We start from the raw sequence: 23,422 nt of genomic DNA on the forward strand, positions 1-23,422 counted from the left end.
CGATTTATCAGCTCGAATGACTAACAGTTAAAATTAATAATAACTTAACCGCGAGATTTATTTTTGCGCTGAGACATTGGATCAGCGCTTAAACTGCGATATACCTCGATACGGTCAAAAGGCTGCAATAGATAATTCAGCGGCTGTTTTTGTGCATAGATGCCCACATGCCAACGTTTAGCGGTTGGCGTTGTAATGTCTACTGCTTGCTCACACCATTTTGCCAGCGCTGCAAACCTTTCAAGCCAGCCAGCTTTGCCTAGGGCCTCATACAGACTCGTACCTTGTCTAACCTCTAACGCCAGATAATGCTGGCGCTGCTCATCTTCCGCATACGCCAGATAGACTGTCATTAACTCCGATTGCAGCGCATTACTATGCTTACTGCCATCACCTGTTAGCTCAACCACTGTATCACCCAACCTATTAACGCCAATAGCAATGCCAGCGGTACGACAAGACGTATCGCGACTCGCCATAAGTTATAGAATGCTTCGCTGCTAAAGTTCAATGATTTGCGTAAATGACTGATCTTCATCTGCCACCCTGCAAATACCGATAATAGTAGTACCGCTATGCTACTTACTATAACTAGAATGCCTACCAGCCAAGTCGTCGGAGTCGCAACCACCAGTAGCAACGCTAAAACAAAAGTTATTATCAAGCTGACTAACAGCCCAAACTTATGCGCTAACTGCTGAGTACTGTAATGCAGCAAATAGCTAACGACGAATAGTACGCCAGCCCAATAGAGTAGTTGTCCAATCGGTGGTAACGACATACCACTAATAAATAACGCGACAACCCCTACCAATAGCTGCAAAATCCAAATTGGTAATACCAATTTAGTGGCACGATAATCACGAGCAGCCCTACTTTGTGCCTGTTGGCTGTTTGCTTCCACGGCAGTGACCGTCTGCTTACTGACCAAGTTTTGCCCGAACCAGTACAACCCTGTACCCGCACCAACACTGACCAATGCTAGCGCCACTGCCCGCGCCCATTCAACCAAGCTGATATCGGTCATGGCAAAACTAATATTAGGCACACCATTTGCGATGCCCAATATTAATCCAACGACCATCAATCCGAGGCCAATAGGCAAAGGCGCGGTCCCAAGCAGACTTAATAGCACAGTAATAACCATCAACCCTGCGGCAACCGCAAAACTTGGTACATCAGGGGTACTATTAAGCTCAGTCAAAGCGGTTAATATCCCTGTACTGGCACCTGATATGATCAATGCTGCAATCACAATAGAAACCAATGCAGCCAGCCAACCAAAGCTTCGCCATATTGGGCTTGCATCTGATTCGCGAGTGAGCTTTTGCATACCGGCCAAAGGTCCCTCGACACTACGATAAGCCAAAGCTATCTCAGCATAAACAACTGGCAACGCGACCAACACCATTGCTAGCAGCCATAATAACCAAAAATCGATCTCACCGATTGAAGCAGGGGCAAACCAGCGAAATAATAACAACGGTAACAATACCGCGATAAAATAAGAAGCATAACGGATCATCATAATCTCAATCCAAACGATCTAATACCATTCACAAAAACGACAGTAGCAAGCAAAACGAGTTCGATACAGCTAATCGCATTTTTGAGTATGGTATAAAGTGAATAACGGTAATTTATAATTATACAGAGCAATGAGTTGCCTCTGTAAAGCAATTCAGCTGTACATTGTCTTTTCAATATAAGGGACAAACAGTTATAAAAAAACCCCGAAATCGGGGTTTAGTAGTTCAGACATGATCAATATGTGCAAGGTGCTCAATAATTCTATCTACAACGTGCGTATCAGATAGTGAGTGATCATCAGTGCCGTTTAATTAGTGAATAGCACTCACATAGTCTGACAAGATACGAATGTCACGATCTGATAATTTCGATGCAACGGTTTGCATCATACCCATCTCACCTTCTTTCGCAGCATCATTGACACGTTTTTGATCATCGCTATCGATATCATCAGCACGTCCAGCGGCACGGAATAGTTTTAGCTGAGTGGCAATGTATTGAGCATGCTGTCCGCCTAATTTTGGAAACGCTGCCCAAGGGTTACCTGCAGCATCCGGACCATGACAACCAGCACAACCAATCACACCGCGTGACTTATCGCCACCCAAGAATAGTTTGGTGGCTTCTTGGTTCGTTGCAGGGTTGCCGTATCCAACACCCCAAGGCGCTTGGCTAGAGTAGTAACCTGCCACGTTGGCTAGATCTTGCTGAGACAAGTTAGCAACCTGTGACTGCATGATACCGTTTTTGCGATAGCCTGCTTTAAAGTTAACTAACTGTTTATAAAGATACTTCACATTTTGGCCGCCAAGGTTTGGCTGCGCAGGAACAATACTGACCCCATTAAGACCATGACAAGCAGCACAAACGGTTTCTGCAATTTTCTGACCTGCATCGACGTCATACTCAGGAACAATAATAGCAGCTTGTACGCTGAAACTTGCAACGCATAAGCTGGCAGCAGCGATTAACTTTTTCATTGATACAAATCCTACTAGCTCGGCGTAAGCATTATTTAGAGTGATTGCACGGATAAGATACCTAATATAGTCGCCTCTTTAATCATAGGCGTGGCATATATTTTGAGGTCTTGGACACAAGCAGTCTGAAAGTACTTACTAACATCAGGGTTTATTTTCGATTATTATAGCAAGACTTTGTATCATTTGCCTACTTAATCGTAGTATTCATCAGTTTTCTGATGAGCATAGCTTAAAGTATAGGGCAAAAATAAAAAGCGCATTCAGGTTGTAAACCCAGCGCTCTATCTTACTTATCGCTTCAAGCTTCATGTCTAAATGGACTACTTGCTCATATACTCGATAAGCTTGCGGTAGTCATCATCGCTACAGGTGTTACAAAGACCGCCTGCTGGCATTTGAATCATGCCACTTTTGACAGATTTAATGAGTGTCGGCATGCCCTTTTGCTCAATAAGTTTCTGCCATTTGGCACTATCGCCTTTTTTGATAGCATTTAGTGCGCCACTATCATGACAGGCTGCACATGAGTTATCATAAGTAGTAGCAATATCAGCCGCACCTGCGCTACTGATCATGATGCCACTTAGCAATAAGGCAGCACTACCAACTGTTAGAGCATGATAGCCCTTACTAAGAAGTCTATTGATTGAAAACATAGAGCACCTCCTCGTGAGATTTCACGTGTCACATCAATCGTTCTATTAGGGCGTGTTGAACATTCGCAAATAGGCACTGCTGATCGCTAAAATGGTTCCAGACAAGGCACAAAGCGACGATAATGCAGATGCCTTAGCGAGATTTGTAACGCAGTATGGGGCAATTTTAGCATCAGCCCCAACGATAAAAGCAGGGGACAGGACTCTTTTTTGCCGCTTCATCGTTAAAAATAAGCGCTTAGAATGACTAAACTTATTATTTTTAACATCGAATCGCCTAAAAAATAGTCGCTGTCAGTGCCATGGTCGAATGTTCAATACGTCCTAAATGTCTTTTATTAAACATTGTAACAATATATGTCATGCAAACATAGATAAATTATATTCAGCTTTGTTAACACTAAAAACTTATTCTAATCAACAATTAACTTTAATGTTATCCTACTATTTATATGATGCTAATCGCAGTTATTTCAATAAGTAAGACAGGTAATAGTATAGAATAGCGGATGATATCAAATCGCTAACTTTACAAGGTGTAAGCGCTGATAAAGAAGAGCCTCTTACCACTTTTTGCATATTTGCTAAATTGAAGTCATGGCTTAAACCAACCACCAGCTAACCAGAATTTTATACCCGTATCTAATTTTTTAAGATTAATGAGCCATTTATGAATACCCCGTTTACCGATGTTGCTGCCGAACATGCGCTGTTCAACACCAAATCCCGTCAGAAAATTCAGCAGACTGAATTTATGACATCAGCGCCCACCTTTAAGCTTTGCCCACCTGATATGGGATTAGAAGTTGCCTTTGCAGGACGCTCGAACGCTGGTAAATCCTCAGCCATCAACGCTTTGACCAATCAGCGCCAGCTTGCACGCTCGTCCAAAACGCCTGGACGCACGCAGATGATTAACTTTTTTAGTATCGGTAACCCTGATAGACGACTGGTTGATTTGCCAGGTTACGGCTATGCCGCTGTACCACTTGAGATGAAAAAAGAATGGCAGGTCGAGCTAGAAGAGTATCTAGTATCGCGCTCAAGCCTTGCTGGCCTAGTACTTATGACGGACATTCGTCACCCACTCAAGTTTTTTGACGAGCAGATGCTGCATTGGGCAAAAGATGGTGACCTACCCGTACACATCTTGCTGACTAAAGCGGATAAGCTTAAGTATGGTGCCTCTAAAAACGCCCTACTCAATACCCGCAAAAGACTCAAAAAACTCGGCTTAAACTGTACTATCCAGTTATTTTCAGCCTTGAGAAAAGAAGGTCTGGATGAGCTGGCTGGTGTCATGGGTAGATGGTACGATTATCAACTGGATAATGACAAAATCATTGAATCGTCTTTTGCGTTATTAGAAGGCGATGAGTTAGAAGACGCCATTGAAAAAGAAAGCAGTCAAGAAGAAAGTAAATAGAAATTATAGTCTCAAATAAAAAAAGGGGTTTATCGTTAATATCGATTAACCCCTTTTTTATATAAGCTAAAAAGGCTTTTATTTAAGCACACAATAGCTTAGCCAATGCTTGCGGCGTATCAACCTGATATGTCGGATTTTGCTCTGCAAGCTCTGCACTTGTTGCCGTGCCATAGTTGACCGCGATACTGGTCATACCCAGTTTGGTTGCCATTTGAATATCATAGATACTGTCACCGATGAACACGGCATCAGATATTTGCTGCTGCGTGTAATCCAAGATATCAGTCAACATCTGCGGGTCAGGTTTTGTGCCTGACTCATCAGCACAGCGTGTCATGACAAAATAATCGCGACTGTCAGAGGCATCCAATACACGATCGAGCCCTTTTCTTTTTTTACCAGTTGCAACAGCAAGCTTTTTGCCCTGCTCCTGCAGAGTCTGCAACATATCCTCTATCGGCTCAAAGAGTGGCGTGCAGTGGCTATTAGCAATATAGTACTCTGCATAAGTCTGCTGAATGGCGAGCGTCTGCGACTCATCTGCATAAGGATATAAAATCTCGATACCATTCATTAAACTCAGACCAATGATGTCTTTCACCGCTTTATCAGTCGTCTCAAATCCATGTGCTTCTCCAGCCACATGCATCGAATCCACAATTAAGCCGATAGAATCCATCAGCGTGCCGTCCCAGTCAAAAATGACTAGTGTCTTATCAGATAGACGATGCTCATCTGCTGGCTGAGAGTGTTGAGTAAGTTCTGGCGTATCAGTGGTAAATAATGCAGTCATGGATTCACCTTAACAAATAACAATAGTAAGTAGCAGATACGAAAACGTCACGGCGGCTTATTGATTAAATAAGGTATCATGACGTTTTCATGTTTCTATAAAGGTCTACATTTTTAGACCAAAATGATTATATTTAGACTTATTCAGGCAACTTGGCTGTCTCTGGTAGCCAATCCGCCATGTCGTCTGGCAATGGTGCGGTAATAGCGTCATAACCCGGAATATCTAAGCGCCACGCGTGGAGACACAGACGATGAACGCCTGATTTATCATGCACGTTATACTTATCATCACCCAAAATGGCATGACCAATATGAGCCAAATGCACACGGATTTGATGCGTGCGTCCGGTTAGTGGCTTGGCTTCGATGAGGCTTACTGGCTGACTATTAATCATAAAGCGCTCATGAACGATGATATCGGTTTGGCTTTCTTTCGCTTGTGGGTCTTGTGCGTCTACTTTGACACGGCGCTCGCCACTAGCAAGTGTATAACGTAGCAACGGTGCATTGATACGTTGCTCATTAAGCGCAGGCTGTCCTTTGGCCAGACATAGATAGTGCTTTTGAATAGTCTTGTCTACCAAATGCTGCTGCAATACTTTGAGTGTTGAGCGTTTTTTGGAGATCATCAACAGCCCTGAGGTATCTTTGTCGATGCGATGTATCAGTTCTAGATACTTTTTACCCGTCACTTCACGCATGGCTTCGATGACGCCGAAGTCCAAACCGCTACCGCCATGCACTGCAATACCAAAAGGCTTGTTTAGTACTAGCAGACCTTCATCTTCATAGACCACGCGGGCGAGCAAGCTTTTGGCAAACTCAGTACTGATGATGGGTTTTTCGCGCGTTGCTAGCTCCACAGGTGCGATACGTACAACGTCTTCACGCTGCACTCTGTCATGTGCCTTGCAGCGTTTATTGTTGACGCGCACTTCATCTGAGCGAATCATTTTATAGATGTGCGATTTCGGCAAACCCTTTAAACGGTTCAGCAAAAAGTTATCCAAACGCTGGTCGTGCTGATGTCGCGTTACTTCAAGGTAGTTTACCTTGCCAAAGTTACTAATCTCATCGTCAGCGCTTTGTGGGCGGGTTTTACTATTGAAAATAGCAGGGGCTTCATGGGTAGGAGCGTCGTCAGTCATTTTTGAGTTTGTCATTTTTAGTTAGGTATTTACACAAAGATTTGTTATAGTTTAGCATGTTGAGCGACAATTAAGCAGAGGCGACAGCAATAATCATTGTTGTTTCAGATAGCTGGTTACTGTTTTATTACTTTCCAGTGTTTACTGATTGTTAGTAAAGAGGTCAATGCTATTTACCTTGCTGATATTAGACGTTTGATCTTATCGAATTTTACTCGGTACCATAAAACAAATAGTGACACTAAATACCATCGCGTTAATAACTTTGACGATCAGTCTATTTATTAACGGATGACAACACCACATTGACTCACTAACTGCATGACAACGACTTTTTTTGATAACTATTTATTATTTAATGATTACTTATCTGATGGTCCTTTATGACAGCATAGTTGAGCAAGTATGGGTCGGTTAGGGTTAGGATCGAAAAATAGTTCGATAGCTGCCTGAGTATTGGTGGTCAAACAGATGACGATAAAGAGGTAAATACGATACCATGCTGACAAGCTGGTCCATTACTCTGTTTGCCAAGTACGCCCCGCTGATAATCAAAGCTGTGATACCTAACCTTGAGACACCCAAGATATTATTGACGATATATAAAGAACGATAAATAAAGAGTAACCAATCGCTTTGCCTGAATAGATAACCGCTGACTGATGACGCTACGATATATAGTAGCAATCACGACCGCGATATTATTGTTAGACTTTGAAGGATGAATGGCTACCGCAATATGCCTTTTTAATATCAGTATTTTTTAGACCCGTAACTGACCGTCGCCCACGCTTACAACGTGCGCCAACATCACTACCAATAGAACGTACTGACATTAAGAGAGTTTTTATTCGCTGACATATTCATATATGTACCAAGTTTATTGATAATAGAATATAAGTATCATAGCCTTACACCCTATTTTATTTATATTAATGTGAGCATCGCTCATAAGTTCAGGTAAAAGAGCCATTGAAAAAGCCCACGTGCTTTACGAAACCCACGATTTACGTTCTACTGTTCACTGATATCTACAAATGCTAATGTCATATTAGCCACACTTGCTACTATCTTTTAAAGACTGTCTCATCGTTGTTATGCGTACTCATAGGATATAAATATGAAACGCATTTTGATCAACGCAACTCAAAACGAAGAGATTCGTGTCGCCTTATGTACAGGCAATCATCTATACGATTTCGACCTAGAAAATCGTACCCGCGAGCAAAAAAAATCTAACATTTATAAAGGCCATGTAACCCGTGTTGAGCCATCGCTCGAAGCGGTATTTGTCGAGTACGGCTCTCAGCGCCAAGGATTTTTGCCGATTCGTGAAATCTCTGCCGAATACCTAAGCGGTAACCCACGTGATGAAAACATCAAAAAACTGATTAAAGAAGGCGACGAGCTAATCGTCCAAGTCGAAAAAGAAGAGCGCGGTAACAAAGGCGCTGCCCTATCGACGTATGTCTCTTTGGCTGGTCGCTATCTGGTACTCATGCCAAATAACCCTCGTGGCGGCGGTATCTCACGTCAAATCTCAGGCAAGCTGCGCGAAGACATGAAACGTATGCTGAGCAATCTTGATTTGCCAAAAGGCATGAGTGTTATCATTCGTACCGCGGGTATCGGCAAGACGCAAGAAGACTTGCAACATGACCTTAACCATTTGCTTAATATCTGGCAGGCCATCCAAGAACAAAACCAAAAATATCCGTCACCACGCCTCGTCCATCAAGAAGCAGGTGTCGTTACCCGTGCTGTCCGTGACTATTTGCGTGATGATATCGCTGAGATTTGGATTGATAACGAAAACGCTTATATTGAAGCAGCAGGCTTTATTGATGCAGTGATGCCAAAACAAGCCGAAAAGCTACGCAAATATACCGATTATGAACCAATGTTTTCGCGCTTTAATATCGAAAAACAAATCGAAACGGCCTATCAGCGTGAGGTGCGTCTACCATCAGGTGGCTCAATCGTCATCGACCAAACAGAAGCCTTGGTCTCTATCGACATCAACTCAGCTAAGTCGACCAAAGGTTCAGACGTTGCTGAGACTGCTTATCATACCAACCTAGAAGCGGCCGACGAGATTGCCCGTCAGCTGCGTCTACGTGATATGGGTGGTTTGATCGTTATTGACTTTATTGACATGAATGACAATAAGCATCAAAAAGAAGTCGAAAAGCGTCTAATTGATGCGACCAAATACGATCGTGCTCGCGTCCAGTTTGGTGATATCTCTAAATTTGGTCTGATGGAAATGAGCCGTCAGCGCCTGCGTCCATCATTAGAAGAATCAACTGGTTATATCTGCCCACGTTGCCATGGTAACGGTATGATTCGTGACCTGCGTTCATTGTCGCTCTCTATTATGCGTCAAATTGAACAAATTGCGCTCAAAGAACGCCAAGGTGAAGTACAAGCGGAAGTTCCAACCGACATCGCAGCATTTTTGCTAAATGAAAAGCGTGACAGCTTGGTTTATCTTGAGCAAGACAGTGGCACTCGTATCACGATTTTGCCGCACGCCCATTTAGAGTCACCAAACTTTAAGCTGCACTTTAACCGCGATGGCTTTGCTCCATCGAGTTACGAGCGTATCACTGATACCCAGCAACAAGAGCACAGTGACCTTGGCTACAATGTCGACTGGCAAACGGCTGAAAAAGAGCGCCCTGAGCAGCAGCCCACTCGCCAGCCTCGTAAACCGTCAAATGATAACAACAAGCAGAGCACAGCTACGCAGAACGATACCGTCAATCATAGCAATGATCGCCGTAATCATAAAAATGCTAATGACGCTGCGCCAGCGCGCGCACCACAAGCCAGTCAACCTAAAAACGTTGTAGCGCCAGTCGCAGCGCAAGCTCAAAATGTGGAAGCCACTGCTCAACCAAAAGCAGTCGCTTGGTTATCAAATCTGTTTGCGCAAGCACCGCAAGCCACCACCACACCTAGTGTCAGTAGTCGCGATGCCGCTGAAGCGATCGAGGCCTTGGTAAATACTGGCGCACAAAGCTTAGGCTCATTTGGCCAAGTTGATAGCAATGCATTGAATAGTGCCGCTTCAAATAGTGAGCAGCCAACTCAACAAAACAATCATCAGAAAAACGACAACCAACCATCAGATAGCAACGCTAATCGTCAACAGACACGCCGTACTAACGACAGCGATACTGATGACAGCAATAACGAAGACAGAAGAAGACGTAAGCCGCGTAAGTCAAGAAACTCAAAGCCGCGTCAAAGAAAAGAAGCGACTGACGAGACGACTGACCATACCAATAGCGGCGCTGATGAGAAATCGTCTGACACGCAAGGCCAACAACAGCAAGACAAGCGTCAACAGGAAAACAGACGTACGAACGATCGCAATCGTAATAACCGTCAAGACAACAGCAATCGTCAAGACAATGACCAAAAAGCAAACGATCGTCATGACGCAGACAACGTAACTGGCCAAAAAGCCGATGAACAAGTTCGTGCTAAGCGTAAATCGCATAGCCAACGTGGCTCACGCGGAAAGCTAGAGCGCGGTGAGACGCTAACGGCTGACGATGTTAAGCAAAACAAGCAGCAAAATGATAAAAATAGCGACGATGCCAATGGTAAAAACCAATCTGGCACACGTCGTAGTCAGGACCCTAATGAAGTCGTGCTACAAGTCAATGAAGCACCGACCAAGCTAAAGGCGTCAGAAGTTGTACACTTATCTTTAGATGATAGCAAGTCCACGCCTGCTAAGCCTCAATCTAGCGATAAACAACGCTCAACAAACGGCACGGCAAAGAACGAGAGCACAAAAGATCACGCTACTCAACAAGCTGCCAACAAGCCTAGTAACAGTGAGAAAAATACTGACCAAAAAGGTGACAATAAAAAGGGTACGGTAGAGACGTCTGAGAATCAGACTCAAAACAACCAAGAGGCGACTACTAACGCTAAGGTGCAAAACAATGCACCTGATCGTAAGCAGAGCACTGATAATAAAAATCAGTCAGAACAAGCGCAACCAACCTCTTCTGGCGACGTAGACAGTCAGTCAGTTAGTACAAAAACGGCTGATGCAGAACAGGCCAAAGCCAAGCCCGAGCATCAGAAAGCTGAGACCACTGATACTGTCAGTAAAGCTGAAGAAGCTAAAAGAGTTCCAGCTAATGACAGCGGTGCCAATAATAAAGGCATGAGTAACTCAGCACTTGAGTTCACACACGAATCAATGTTTGGTGAACGTTACGTGACTGCTGAGAAGTTTGGTCAAGCTAGCAACGACCCACGTGTGGTACGTGCTCAGCAAGCAAAAGCAACACCTCAGGTCGAAGCTACTACTGTAAGTGCAGCAGCGATACGTGGCACCGTTGGTGAGTTTATTCGTGCGACGCTGCCAGACGCGCAAACTCGCTTAGCAGAAAATGGCGTTATTAGCTGCTTTATCGAAACAATTGCCTTGTATAACGAGCAAGCGCAATCTGCAGATAATAGCACCAACGTTGAGAATGCTGTCGATGACAACCATAGCAACAATATGGCCAGTCAGCACTTTGACTTTAGCAACTATGGCTACCAGCCATTAGCAGCAGATTACTTGGCACGCTTCGCAGCGATGACTCAAGCAGTCAGTCAATTTGCAGTAGCTCAAGGCAAAACCGCCGTTGAACCACGTGCCATTGGCAAGCGTGCCAGCAATGATCCACGCGGTCAGCATCCTGACTACCAAGAGCCAGCTGTGTTGAGTGTTCCTACAAAGCAGACTTCGAGCAATGAAGCATCGCTAGTAAATACTAAGCAAAACAATAGCGAAGTGGATGCACATAACGTTGAAGCGACAGCACTGACCAATCAAGCTCAGGCTGACCATGTCAGCGCTGATAGTGAGAAATTGCTAGAAGTCGAGCAAGCGCAATCAGCTGCTAACAGTGTAGAAGCTCAAGCCAGTGAAGCACAAGGAGTCAATACGACAGAAGCTGATGCAACACAGGCGGATGTAGAAAAGTCTGATGCAGAAGAGGCTGAGCAAACAACCGAATCTAAAGTAGAAGAATCTGCTAAAGAAACGAGCAAAGATGACAGTCAGGCAGCTAAATCTAAGACCACCATCGCCAGCTATAAAAACATGATTGAGAATGTGGCTGAGCAATTGCTGCCACAGACCGGCATGTTTAACCTGACGACGCCAAAGGTGCCAAAGGCACGCAGTCGCAAGCCCAAAACGGATCATAAAAAACCGACCCAAGCTGAGAAGCTTGCGTCTGATGATACCGATAGCGAAAGCTAATATTATAGAAGCAGAAATATAAAAGCCCCAAAGCTACTAATAGCTTTGGGGCTTTTGTTTTAATAGGTTTTTGTTTAATTATCTATTTAGAATAAAATTGGACATAAGATAAAACCACAAACCAGCTTAATGAATAGAAGAAGCCTTATCATCTTTGCCGCGAACTTTATCAATCATGGTAAGCAATGCCACAACTGCCGCACCAATAATAAAACCAATAACACCATTTAATACGGTGGTTGTTACTCCTTCGAAAATACCCGTGAGATGTGCGATATCCTCTACACCATGATGCAAAAAGCCAATACCATGTACTAAGATACCACCACCCACTAAGAACATAGCCAACGTCCCTGCAATGGATAAAAACTTCATGAGCTTTGGCGCGGCGGCAAACATCACCTTACCCACTTTTTGCTTAAACGTGCTTTCTTGCTCCATCAGATGTAGGCCTGCATCATCTATTTTGACGATACCAGCAACCAAACCATAAATACCAATCGTAATACCAATTGCTAAAATAGATAGTACTAAACTGCGTTCTAGCAAAGTAGCACTTGCCGTTGCCCCTAGTGCAATCACGATAATCTCAGCTGATAAGATAAAATCAGTTCGTATGGCCCCTTTGATTTTTTCTTTTTCAAATGCCACTAAATCGACTGTTTCATCGGCATTGGCTTTTCGGCGAGCATTTTGTTCTTCATCATGTGGCAATGCATGTGGCCAAAACCGATGTATGACTTTTTCAGCCCCTTCATAAACTAGAAATAGACCGCCACACATTAATAAAAACGTGACAAGCGGTGGATAAATCGCACTAATCAACAACGCTGCTGGCACCAAAATGAGCTTATTGATGAATGAGCCCTTGGCGACTGCCCAGACAACGGGAAGCTCGCGGTTGGCTTTGACACCAGTAACTTGCTCAGCATTCAACGCCAAATCATCGCCCAATACCCCAGCGGTTTTTTTGGCAGCGACTTTGGTCATGACGGAGACGTCATCCAATATCACACTGATATCATCAAGTAAGGTTAATAAACTGGCACCTGCCATGTGTGCTCCTTAAAGCAAATTTGTTGAAGTAAGTACTACTGAAATCATTAAAACAAAGTTTTTTATTAGAGTTCTTATAAAAACAATTATTATAATAACAATGCTGTTAGCAGTAGACTACAAGGGCACGCCCATATATTACATAGTACAAATGTATCTTATTTTTTGAATTTGTGTTGTCAGCTATTCTTAAAAGTTGGGATTATTTGCATTTATTAGACAATGCATTTGAGCTGTCATTATCCACAAATATGGTAATATAGCGATTTTACCACTTATCTTTATTATCAATCATTTATAAAAACTTCTGTAAAATTAAACCTTTAAAACACTATACAGACACCTTACTATATATTGTAATCCACAACGCTTTGTATATAACGAACTCATGTCTAGGCGCGATGCCTATAGGAAATCCATATGCCGTCATCCATTAGCAAAAATACCACGACGAATAATTTTTTCTCTCGTACTACCCTATCTCGTTTTGTGATGAGTGCCTTGCTAGTAGGTATTGCTGCTGGCTGCTCAAACAATGCAGCGGATGCAACCGGTAATACCAGTGTTGTCAACGCGGCGCAGACCAAGGATGCACCAGCCAAAGCGTCAGCTGATAATGACTCTGCAGTAGTTAGTGCATTGCAAGCAAACCTAAAGGCCTCTGGTATCGAAGAAACGATCGTCTCAGCGGTACCAACAGATATGGACGGTATTTATTGGGTGACGGCTGAAGGGCTACCCTCTTTCTTTACCGATAAGTCGGGTAAGCATATTATCCAAGGACAGATCGTTGCCGTTGGCGGTGCTGCGCCAGTGGATATCAGTGCTGCTTTGGCGGCCAGTACCGCGCAAGAAGCGTTACAAGCCGTGGATAAAAAAGAGATGATCATTTATCCAGCCAAAGGTGAAACCAAAGCGGTCGTCTATGCCTTTACTGATGCCGACTGTGGCTACTGCCGTAAACTACATTCAGAAATGGATGATATCAATGCGCGCGGTATCGAAGTGCGATATCTCGCATGGCCACGCAGTCAAGAGTCTGTGCCAAAAATGGAAGCTATCTGGTGTAGTCAGGATCGTAACGCAGCGATGGATCAAGCAAAAATGGGTGCCAATGTGCAAGCGCCTAGCTGTGCTACCCCTGTGCAAGCGCATATGGCTCTAGGGTCCAGACTGGGTGTGCGCGGTACTCCTGCTATCTTTACTGAAGCAGGCGAGCAAGTAGGTGGCTATTTACCTGCAGCACAACTGGCGCAAGCTGTCGGTGCAAACTAATACTTAATCCTAACATGTGATATTTTTGATGTATTCCAATATCTATTATTTATATGAATGGATTTAAATATAAGACAGCATCGCTTGAGCAATACCTGAGTATGCCAAGTACAGATGAGCACGATAGTTATTCTATAATCTATACCCTATATAACCTTATCGACATTGTGTAGACGTCACAACTGCTTGTCGGTATGATACGATAAAGCGCGATGCAAAATTAGCAATACCCTTTTATCTGAGCATTTTTTATTCAACTATAATGAAGTATGTATGCAAAGTAGCACTAGAAAATGCCTATAGACTGCCGGTGTCATGCCGCAGACTCATTTGCTATTGCCCCAGCGTTATGCCCGCTTCATTATATTTAACCTCTTGAGGATACTGTGAGCAATTCCATCAAACTAGCGATACTTGGTTTAGGCACCGTCGGAACAGGTGTGATCAACCTAATCAATGACAATTTAGATGAGCTAAAACGCCGTAGTGGACGCGATATTATTGTTACCGAAGTGGGTACGCGCCGTCAGCGTGATGATATTGATACCAGCATCATGCAAAGCAGTGACTTGATGGCAATTGCGGCAAGCGACAATGTCGATATCGTTATCGAAGTGATTGGTGGTACGACCTTGGCTAAAGACGTCATCATGCAAGCTATTAAAAACGGTAAGCATGTCGTAACTGCAAATAAAGCGCTATTGGCTGAACACGGTAATGAGATTTTTGCCTTTGCTGAAGAAAATAATGTCCATGTTGCTTATGAAGCAGCGGTGGCAGGCGGTATCCCAATTATTAAAGTGATGCGCGAAGCGCTTGCTGCCAATAAAATTGATTGGCTCGCAGGTATCATTAACGGTACTGGCAACTTTATCATGACCGAAATGCGTGACAAAGATCGCCCATTTGCCGACGTACTAGAGGAGGCGCAAGAGCTGGGTTATGCAGAAGCAGATCCAACTTTTGATGTGGAAGGTATCGATGCGGCGCACAAACTAGCCTTGCTTGCCTCGATTGCCTTTGGTATCCCGCTACAGTTTGACAAAGTCTACTGTGAAGGCATCACTGGTATCACACTACAAGATGTCAACTACGCCGAAGAGCTTGGCTATCGTATCAAACATTTAGGATTTGCAGTACGCCGTGATGGTCAAGGCAACAGTGATGATGCTGGCGTTGAGTTGCGTGTACATCCAACGCTTATTCCACAAGATGCACTGCTTGCCAATGTCAATGGCGTAAAAAACGCGGTATTGGTCAACTCACATCCACTTGGGCAAACACTCTACTGCGGTGATGGCGCTGGTGCTGGTGCTACTGCTTCGGCAGTGATGGCCGACGTCATGGATCTCGTCCGTGTATTAGGTAGCAAAAGTGGCGACGAGCAAAACAGCAGCGAGCAAAACAATCGTGGACACCATGTACCGCACTTAGCATTTATCCCTGAGCAACTCTCAGACACACCAATATTACGTGCTGAGCAGATGATTACTGGTTACTACTTACGTGTACATGCTTATGATAGCCCAGGTGTTTTAGCGGACATCACTCGCATCCTAAGCGATGCAGGTATCAATATCGATGCCATTCTACAGAAACCTGCGCATAAAGTGGGTCAAGTACCTGTCATTATCTTAACCCTACCTGTGGTCGAGAGTCAGATGAATCTCGCTATCGAAAAAATTGAAAAATTAGAGACCATTACTGATAAAGTAGTACGCATTCGCTTAGATGAGCTGGCTTAAAACATAATTTTAGCAAGCCACGCTTATCACTCCCTTTATCAGTGAGTCAGGCAAATGCTAACTGATAGAGGGTAACAGCGAACCAGCCCTTACCTCTCTATGAGGCACTTTCATTTAAAATACGTAAATAAGGAATAATAACGATGTCAAATGATGCAATTGTAATCTTAAACGGCGCACGTACACCAATGGGCGGCTTCCAAGGTGTACTAAAAGACATGAGTGCTAGCGAATTGGGCGCTGCTGCAATCAAAGCCGCTGTCGAACGCTCAGGCGTTAGTGTCGATGATATTGATGAAGTAATCATGGGTTGTATCTTGACTGCAGGTTTGGGTCAAGGCCCTGCCCGTCAAGCCATGCGCAAAGCTGGATTGTCTGACGCGACTGGCGCGGTCACCATTAACAAGCTATGCGGCTCAGGTCTAAAAGCCGTCATGCAAGCACATGATGGCATCAAAGCTGGTAGCTTCAATGTTGCTGTAGCTGGTGGTATGGAGTCAATGACCAATGCACCGTATCTGATGCCAGGGTCGCGTGGTGGCTACCGCATGGGTCACAAAGAAGTCAAAGATCATATGTTCTTAGACGGCCTAGAAGATGCTGAGACTGGTAAGCTCATGGGTATGTTCGCTCAAGAAATGGCGGATAAAAAAGGCTATACACGTGAAAAGATGGATGAGTTTGCCATCGAATCACTCAGTCGCGCGCTAACCGCTATCAAAGACAATCACTTCAAAGATGAAATTGAGCCTGTGACGTTTGAAACTCGTAAAGGCGAGCAAACGGTCGATACTGATGAGCAACCAGGCCTAGCGAATGCTGATCGTATCCCAAGCTTACGCCCAGCATTTGCAAAAGAAGGTACGATCACTGCAGCCAATGCCAGCTCAATCTCAGACGGTGCTGCTGCTGTCGTCGTCATGAAAGAGTCACAAGCAAAGGCTGAAGGTCTGGATTATCAAGCTCGCATCGTTGCCACTGCTTCAAACTCTCGTCACCCAAGCGAATTCACCATCGCTCCGATCGGTGCCATCGAAAAAGTACTAGCAAATGCTGGCTGGTCAGTCGCTGATGTGGATCTATGGGAAATTAACGAAGCTTTTGCGATGGTCACTATGGCGGCTATGGACGAGCTAAACATCGACCACGCCAAAGTTAACGTTGAAGGCGGCGCTTGTGCGCTTGGTCATCCAGTAGGCTGTTCAGGTGCACGAATCCTAGTGACACTCATCAATTCTCTCAAGCGTACCGGCGGCAAAAAAGGCGTTGCGACACTTTGTATTGGTGGCGGCGAAGCAGTTGCCGTTGCTATTGAGCTTCCTTAAGTAAAAGTAATACTAGCGTGTCTTTGTTCAGATAATACGTAACATTTAACTTCACGCATTTATTGGTATTTATTCTTTGTTCAAGAACCGCATTGCTCATTGCTCTGCGGTTTTTTTGTGTCTATTGATTCAGCGTTAACTTCAAACATTTCTTTGTGTTAAGGCTCGTTAAGTTGTACCCCACCTATGTTATACCACTTACAGCCTATTACATGTAATTACCCCAAGCGCACATTTTGCTACCTTGCTCATGTATTTCATCCAAAATCATAATGTTAGGATGGCTACAAGTTGATGCAGAGATGTTGTGACCTATCTCTTAACTTACTTATTGAAGTTCGATTATTGAAGTAATTTTTGCCTAGAATTTAAAATAAGTATTCATCAGCAATTTTAAGAATATCCATTTATAAAATAATTTTTACAAATACTAACTCATAAAAAAGGAAGACAATAATGAGCCAACTAATCCGTTTAAAAGATATTCAAGCCACTCATCGTGACCTAATCGGTGATGACTATTATGATCCAACAGACAAAACTGCTTACGGCGTTAATGAAGAAAAAATTGGTAAAATTGAAGGTGCGTTAGTAGAAGACACTACTGGCCGTATTCGTTACCTAATCGTTGATGCAGGTGGCTGGTTTAGCTCAAAAGAGGTATTAGTACCAGCGGGTCTTGCTCGTATTGTTGGTGATGATGTTTTCTTCGATAGCTTGACCAAGTCTCAAGTAGAAGCCATGGAAGTATATGACCACGACTATCAGTACAGCTATAAAGAGCAATACGAAAAAGACCGTCAAGCGTTTACTGCTGATACCGTTCCAGCTGAAGAGCGCGTAGACATCGCAGACCATTCTTATGATGCACCAAACACACTAGAGCTTCTAGAAGAGCGTTTAACTGTCAATAAAGACCGTATCGTTGCAGGTCTTGTCAAAGTTGGCAAACATGTTGTGACTGAAGAGCGTAATGTCGAGGTTGAGCTAGAAGAAGAACATGCTGATATTCAGCGCACTAGCGTTGATCGCCCAACAGACCGCCGCATCGGTGATATGGACGTTAATGATACCGTTGAAGTTGAACTAGAAGCAGAACGTGCTCGTGTTGGTAAAGATACTTATGTGTCTGAAGAAGTTAATGTTGGTAAAACAACAGAGCGTCATACTGAAACTATCGTTGAGACTATCCAGCGCGAAGAGCTAGACGTTAATAATGACGGTAATGTGGTCGACCGTGAAGGCAACTTAGTTAACCGTGATGACATCACAGCAGATGATGTACGCCGCGCTCGTGGTATGTAATACCCTGATACTTTGCGTCTTTTAATGACATTGTGATTTCATTATGAGATGTGATAATAATAGGTAGCTAAGCATTTTGACTTAGCAGATTAAGACCAGAGCATGTCTCTGGTCTTTTTTGTATCGATAATATGGGGACGTGAGTTATTATAGTAATGATTAATGATAGTAATAAATTCAATATCATTCGTTAACATTGCATTTTGCCCGATTCATCATTTTATAATTATAAGGAAATAAAAATGACTACTGACCATACAGAAAACTTATACCAAGACGATTTGGAAAGCCAAAAAAGCACACTAGCTGATGAAACCTCCAATGTCGTCAATGTTGGACATTTGGAGCTATTAGAAGAGCGACCTGTCATCAATAAAGAGCGCCTAGACGTTGGTAAAGTGACTGTCACCAAGCATGCCCGCACCAAAACTATCGACGTCCCTATCGAATTAGTAGAAGAGTACATTACGATTCGTACTGAATACCATGATGCAGAGAGTCAAGACTTACTGTCTGGCCATTACGACGAAAAAGACATATTGCGTCATGTTGAGCTATCACTTGATAGTAAAGCCGTGGTGACCGTCAATGGTAAACAAATAGAGATTGGCGATGATCCGATTGAAATCGTTCTATCACGCCAAGTAGCGACTATTACCAAAGATACCTACGCCATCCAAGAAATTGAAGTCAATAAGAGCACACATATCCATACCGATAATATTCAAGTAGAGTTGAAACATGAAGAGCTCGATGTGACTGAAGAAGGGTTTTTGGCACATGAAGCCAATGCTACTCGACCAAAATAAACCCTTTGGCGTTGATAGCAAGCATATAAATCACTGACAAAAAAAAGCAATGCCAAACCAGCGTTGCTTTTTTTGTGTGGTACGTAGTAATCAAGCTTTTATACTTTATTACATTCAAACGTATTCACGGTTGACTCATCTGCACCCGCCGTACGCATGACACCAGTTTCGCGTTCTTCATGCGCCACACGCCACTGAGTAAACCCTTGACCGCCATCTAACCCTGTGGCAACTTCAAACACTTCTGGATTACTGCCTTCATTGGTCTGATTCAGTGTTACTGTTCCCATATCAGTGGCAACGACCACTTGATTGGCATCTTCTTTATAAGTCGCTTCAACTTTTAGCTCAGGTGAGCACAGATACGATACCTGCGTCACGCTGCTGTTTACCGATGCGACCGTATCACCTTCTACTTCATTAAGTGAGGCATCTTCAGTATTTACAACGACATCACTTGGCTCAGCAGGCTCAGCTGACATTGGTACAGATTCTTCAGCATTGACACCATCTTCCATACTTGACTCTGGCTCTGATTGCTGCTGACAGGCACTGATCGTTAATGCACCAGCGAGCAACCCCGTCAATGCGACTGAGGTACGCAATTTTTTTAATAATTCTAAACTCATAACGCTCTCCCAAATAAATATGCTAAACACTATAGCGTGTCCATAAATTCACGCCTATGCTGAATTTGTAAGCAATCAATACAAAGTGTTCATCTGCTATAGAACGGTAAATTATAGAACAAGCAGCCTTGATAAGATATAAAAAAGCCCCTATCTGGTTGAGATAAGGGCTTACTATTTAGCAGTCTACAGACTTTAATCATAGTTGCTAATGATTAAAAGACCATACTGATTAGATTTTACCGTGGCACTGTTTGTACTTGAGCCCTGAACCACAAGGACAAGGGGCATTACGACTAATATTCATACCAGCATACGGGTTTGGCTCATTGGCGTTGCTACCACTGGCTGCCATAGCAGCGCCAGCTGCTGCCGTACCACTAAGGCTGCGGTTTTGTGGTTGCGGCTGAGCGGCTGCACTGTTTACGTTGCTATCTAAATTATCTACGTCATCATGTTCAAACTGCATTTGCATATGCGCAGCATTCTCACGCTGCTGAGCTTCCAACGCCTCTAGCTCTTCTTTGGTTGGGATATGAACACGTGATAAATCTTGTACCGTTTCAGACTTAATCGCCCCAAGCATCATTTGGAACAATTCAAATGATTCACGCTTGTATTCCTGCTCAGGGTTTTTCTGCGCATAGCCGCGTAGATGGATACCTTTACGCAGCTGATCCATCTGTGTCAAATGCTCTTTCCAGTGCTTATCTAGACTCTGTAGCATAAAATGACGCTCAAGCTGGGCGGCGTCTTGCTCACCCATTTGTTCACGGCGGCTGTGATAACGGTCTATGGCTGTTTGGATAATCTTGGCACGCAGTCCTTCTTCATCTAGACGGCGGTCTTCATCTAGCCAATCGTTGATCGGCATCGTGACTTTAAACTCGTCCTCAAGCTCATCTTCTAATCCGTCAATGTTCCACTGATCGTCGATAGAACCAGGCGGAATGAACTGGTTGATCATGGCGTTATAAACTTCATGATGCATCACTTCAATGGCTTCTAATAAGTCCATTTCGGCGAGCAAATCATCACGCTGACCATAGATAACTTTACGCTGCTCGTTGGCAACGTCATCGTATTTCAACAGATTCTTACGCGCATCAAAATCGCGGCTCTCAACTTTACCTTGCGCGTTTTCGATTGATTTTGACACCATCTTGTGCTCGATGGCTTCGTCTTCTTTTAGACCCATGGCACGCATCATATTGACCACGCGATCGCCTGCGAAGATACGCATCAAATCATCTTCAAGCGATAAGAAAAAGCGTGACATCCCAGGATCACCCTGACGACCAGCACGACCACGTAACTGGTTATCGATACGTCGTGATTCATGACGCTCAGAGCCAATGATATGTAGACCGCCAGCCGCTACCACTTGGTCATGCTTCACTTGCCACTGAGACTTTAGGCGCTGCATCTCCTCTGGACTGACCGAATCCACATCTTCAATAAACGACTGCCAATTACCACCAAGGATAATATCCGTACCACGACCTGCCATGTTGGTGGCGATTGTCACTGATTTTGGGCTACCAGCCTGTGCGATAATCTCAGCTTCACGCTCATGCTGCTTGGCGTTTAGGACGTTATGCTTCACGCCTTCTTGATCGAGCAAATAAGACAGCTCTTCACTGGCTTCAATGGTCGCTGTACCGACCAGCACAGGTGCACCTTTGGCTTGAATGTCTTTAATCTCGCGGATAATACCCTTGTATTTGCCTAGCTTGGTTAAGAAAATCTGATCATCCATATCGATACGAGCAATCGGCTCATGCGTTGGAATGACGATGACATCTAGATCGTAAGTAGATTTAAATTCTGCCGCTTCAGTATCAGCGGTACCCGTCATACCAGACAGCTTGTCATATAGACGGAAGTAGTTTTGGAATGTCGTGGTCGCAAGCGTTTGGTTTTCTGCTTGGATTTCAACATTTTCTTTGGCTTCTACTGCTTGATGCAGACCTTCTGACCAGCGGCGACCAGGCATAGTACGGCCTGTGTTTTCATCAACGATGACCACCTCGCCTTCATCGACGATGTAGTGGACGTTTTTGACAAACACATGATGCGCACGAATGGCAGCTTGGACGTGAGCCAACAACGGCAAGCGGCTTGGACTATATAAGCTTTCGTTTTCACCCAGCTCGCCCACTTCGACTAAGAAGCGCTCAATTTTTTCATAGCCTTTTTCGCTAATCTCAATCTGACGGTTTTTTTCATCAATCCAAAAATCTTCATCTTCGTTGTTTTTATTGGCTTCTTCGTCTTTTGAGCGCTTAAGCCGTGGAATGATGGTGTTAATCAGCGCATACATGCGCGATGAATCTTCGGCTTGCCCTGAGATAATCAGCGGCGTACGTGCCTCATCGATTAAGATTGAGTCAATCTCATCGATAATACAAAAATTCAGCGGACGCTGTTTTTTCTCTTTTAGACTAAAGACCATGTTGTCACGCAAATAATCAAAACCGTACTCGTTGTTGGTACCATACGTGATATCAGCTTGATAGGCGTCGATTTTTTCTTGTGGCGGCTGCTGTGAGTAAATCACGCCGACAGTCATGCCCAAAAAGTTAAAGAGCGGACGGTTGAGCTCCGCATCACGCGCCGCAAGATAGTCGTTGACCGTGACCAAATGCACGCCTTTACCACTGATGGCATTGAGATACATCGCCAAGGTGCCCATTAGGGTTTTACCTTCGCCCGTTTTCATCTCAGCGATTTTGCCTTCGTGCAAGGTGATACCACCGATCAGCTGTACGTCATAATGGCGCATACCATTGACACGCAATGAGGCTTCGCGGCAGACGGCAAATGCCTCTGGCAATAGTGCATCTAAGCTTTCGCCTTTTTGGTGGCGGGCTTTGAACTCTGCCGTTTTTTGTTGTAGTTGCTCATCAGACAGGGCTTGTATTTCAGCCTCTCGTGCGTTGATCTTGCTGACCACTTTACGCATGCGTTTTAGTTCGCGGTCATTTTTGGTGCCAACCACACTGCCTACAATCTTTGATAACATAATTTTTTGACCTATGGAATATTCGATAATTAGTGCGCATTAGCCAAAGCTTAGCTCGTGGCCTTGTCATTACCCGACTAAGTACTACCTAATTTAGTATCGCCCAATTAAGTGTGCCGTCATTATATATGGTTATGGCGCTGATGGATACAAGGGCGGTGAGTAGATATTTGCCAAGGCAAAAACCGAGCAGGACGTGTTAAAATAGCGCTTACTTTATTAAATTTCTTAGCTTTTTTGGCGCCTGTATGTGATAGCTATGAGGTAACTGTCATATGGCGCTGTCGATATAATCTAGCCTAAATCTAATCGTTATATCCTTCTTCGGTACGTACCAGGCGCATTTGTTATATCAACTCTATCGTACCAAAACAATCTATAAAACTGGCGCTAATCCGAAACCAGCTGCCGCAAATGCTATTTAATAAAAA

Annotated in this window: 16 protein-coding genes; 7 read left to right on the forward strand and 9 right to left on the reverse strand. The window is 43.9% G+C overall.

Annotated features, from left to right (window positions below; all coding sequences use genetic code 11):
* Positions 1-44: 44 nt before the first annotated feature.
* From PSBA01_RS04475 to PSBA01_RS04490, 4 genes are all read right to left on the reverse strand, one after another.
* Positions 45-422 carry an RnfH family protein gene (locus PSBA01_RS04475; RefSeq protein WP_228724635.1) on the reverse strand — a complete coding sequence of 126 codons (378 nt, stop codon included), beginning with the start codon at positions 420-422 and terminating at the stop codon, positions 45-47.
* Entirely contained in the window at positions 398-1,528 is a 1,131-nt protein-coding gene (locus PSBA01_RS04480) for a hypothetical protein (RefSeq protein ID WP_186475166.1), read from the reverse strand. The genes PSBA01_RS04475 and PSBA01_RS04480 overlap by 25 nt, the downstream gene beginning before the upstream one ends.
* Before the next feature lie 313 nt (positions 1,529-1,841).
* A complete protein-coding gene (locus PSBA01_RS04485; protein WP_075107765.1) occupies positions 1,842-2,510 on the reverse strand; it encodes a c-type cytochrome in 669 nt (222 codons plus the stop codon).
* Between the two features lie 323 nt (positions 2,511-2,833).
* Positions 2,834-3,169, reverse strand: a complete 336-nt coding sequence (locus PSBA01_RS04490) for a c-type cytochrome (protein ID WP_058024226.1) — start codon at positions 3,167-3,169, stop codon at positions 2,834-2,836.
* Positions 3,170-3,839: 670 nt separating this feature from the next.
* Here PSBA01_RS04490 and yihA point away from each other — a divergent pair.
* A complete protein-coding gene (gene yihA, locus PSBA01_RS04495) occupies positions 3,840-4,595 on the forward strand; it encodes a ribosome biogenesis GTP-binding protein YihA/YsxC (protein WP_058024225.1) in 756 nt (251 codons plus the stop codon).
* An 82-nt stretch (positions 4,596-4,677) separates the two neighbouring features.
* Here the strand turns inward: yihA and PSBA01_RS04500 are convergent, their stop codons facing one another.
* Both PSBA01_RS04500 and PSBA01_RS04505 read right to left on the reverse strand, forming a co-directional pair.
* Complete coding sequence (locus PSBA01_RS04500) at positions 4,678-5,391, reverse strand: HAD family hydrolase (RefSeq protein WP_186475167.1); 714 nt, start codon at positions 5,389-5,391, stop codon at positions 4,678-4,680.
* 139 nt (positions 5,392-5,530) lie between these two features.
* The gene (locus PSBA01_RS04505; RefSeq protein WP_186475168.1) at positions 5,531-6,541 is read right to left on the reverse strand and encodes an RluA family pseudouridine synthase; all 1,011 of its coding nucleotides are present in this window, start codon (positions 6,539-6,541) and stop codon (positions 5,531-5,533) included.
* A 1,120-nt stretch (positions 6,542-7,661) separates the two neighbouring features.
* Between PSBA01_RS04505 and PSBA01_RS04510 the strand changes: the two genes are divergently transcribed.
* The gene (locus PSBA01_RS04510) at positions 7,662-11,822 is read left to right on the forward strand and encodes an Rne/Rng family ribonuclease (RefSeq protein ID WP_186475169.1); all 4,161 of its coding nucleotides are present in this window, start codon (positions 7,662-7,664) and stop codon (positions 11,820-11,822) included.
* Positions 11,823-11,948: 126 nt separating this feature from the next.
* Here the strand turns inward: PSBA01_RS04510 and PSBA01_RS04515 are convergent, their stop codons facing one another.
* Complete coding sequence (locus tag PSBA01_RS04515) at positions 11,949-12,878, reverse strand: DUF808 domain-containing protein (RefSeq protein WP_186475170.1); 930 nt, start codon at positions 12,876-12,878, stop codon at positions 11,949-11,951.
* A 420-nt stretch (positions 12,879-13,298) separates the two neighbouring features.
* On the opposite strand from PSBA01_RS04515, the gene PSBA01_RS04520 reads away from it, so the two are divergent.
* The 5 genes from PSBA01_RS04520 to PSBA01_RS04540 all read left to right on the forward strand — a co-directional run bounded on the left by PSBA01_RS04520 (position 13,299) and on the right by PSBA01_RS04540 (position 19,337).
* The gene (locus PSBA01_RS04520; protein ID WP_186475171.1) at positions 13,299-14,153 is read left to right on the forward strand and encodes a DsbC family protein; all 855 of its coding nucleotides are present in this window, start codon (positions 13,299-13,301) and stop codon (positions 14,151-14,153) included.
* Between the two features lie 386 nt (positions 14,154-14,539).
* Complete coding sequence (locus PSBA01_RS04525) at positions 14,540-15,898, forward strand: homoserine dehydrogenase (protein WP_186475172.1); 1,359 nt, start codon at positions 14,540-14,542, stop codon at positions 15,896-15,898.
* Between the two features lie 143 nt (positions 15,899-16,041).
* Positions 16,042-17,223 (forward strand): thiolase family protein, encoded by a 1,182-nt coding sequence (locus PSBA01_RS04530; RefSeq protein ID WP_186475173.1) that lies wholly within the window; start codon positions 16,042-16,044, stop codon positions 17,221-17,223.
* A gap of 456 nt (positions 17,224-17,679) precedes the next feature.
* Complete coding sequence (locus PSBA01_RS04535) at positions 17,680-18,528, forward strand: DUF2382 domain-containing protein (protein WP_071002380.1); 849 nt, start codon at positions 17,680-17,682, stop codon at positions 18,526-18,528.
* A 242-nt stretch (positions 18,529-18,770) separates the two neighbouring features.
* Positions 18,771-19,337, forward strand: coding sequence for a YsnF/AvaK domain-containing protein (locus tag PSBA01_RS04540; RefSeq protein WP_186475174.1), 567 nt, complete (start codon positions 18,771-18,773; stop codon positions 19,335-19,337).
* A gap of 98 nt (positions 19,338-19,435) precedes the next feature.
* On the opposite strand, the gene PSBA01_RS04545 is transcribed toward PSBA01_RS04540, so the two are convergent.
* Together PSBA01_RS04545 and secA are read right to left on the reverse strand one after the other, a co-directional pair.
* On the reverse strand, positions 19,436-19,966 hold the full coding sequence (locus PSBA01_RS04545; RefSeq protein ID WP_071002382.1) for a hypothetical protein: 531 nt from the start codon (positions 19,964-19,966) through the stop codon (positions 19,436-19,438).
* 232 nt (positions 19,967-20,198) lie between these two features.
* Entirely contained in the window at positions 20,199-22,991 is a 2,793-nt protein-coding gene (secA, locus tag PSBA01_RS04550; protein WP_186475175.1) for a preprotein translocase subunit SecA, read from the reverse strand.
* Positions 22,992-23,422: the final 431 nt, after the last annotated feature.

It is taken from the genome of Psychrobacter sp. KCTC 72983 (assembly GCF_014280455.1).
In the GTDB taxonomy this organism is placed as follows: domain Bacteria; phylum Pseudomonadota; class Gammaproteobacteria; order Pseudomonadales; family Moraxellaceae; genus Psychrobacter; species Psychrobacter pacificensis.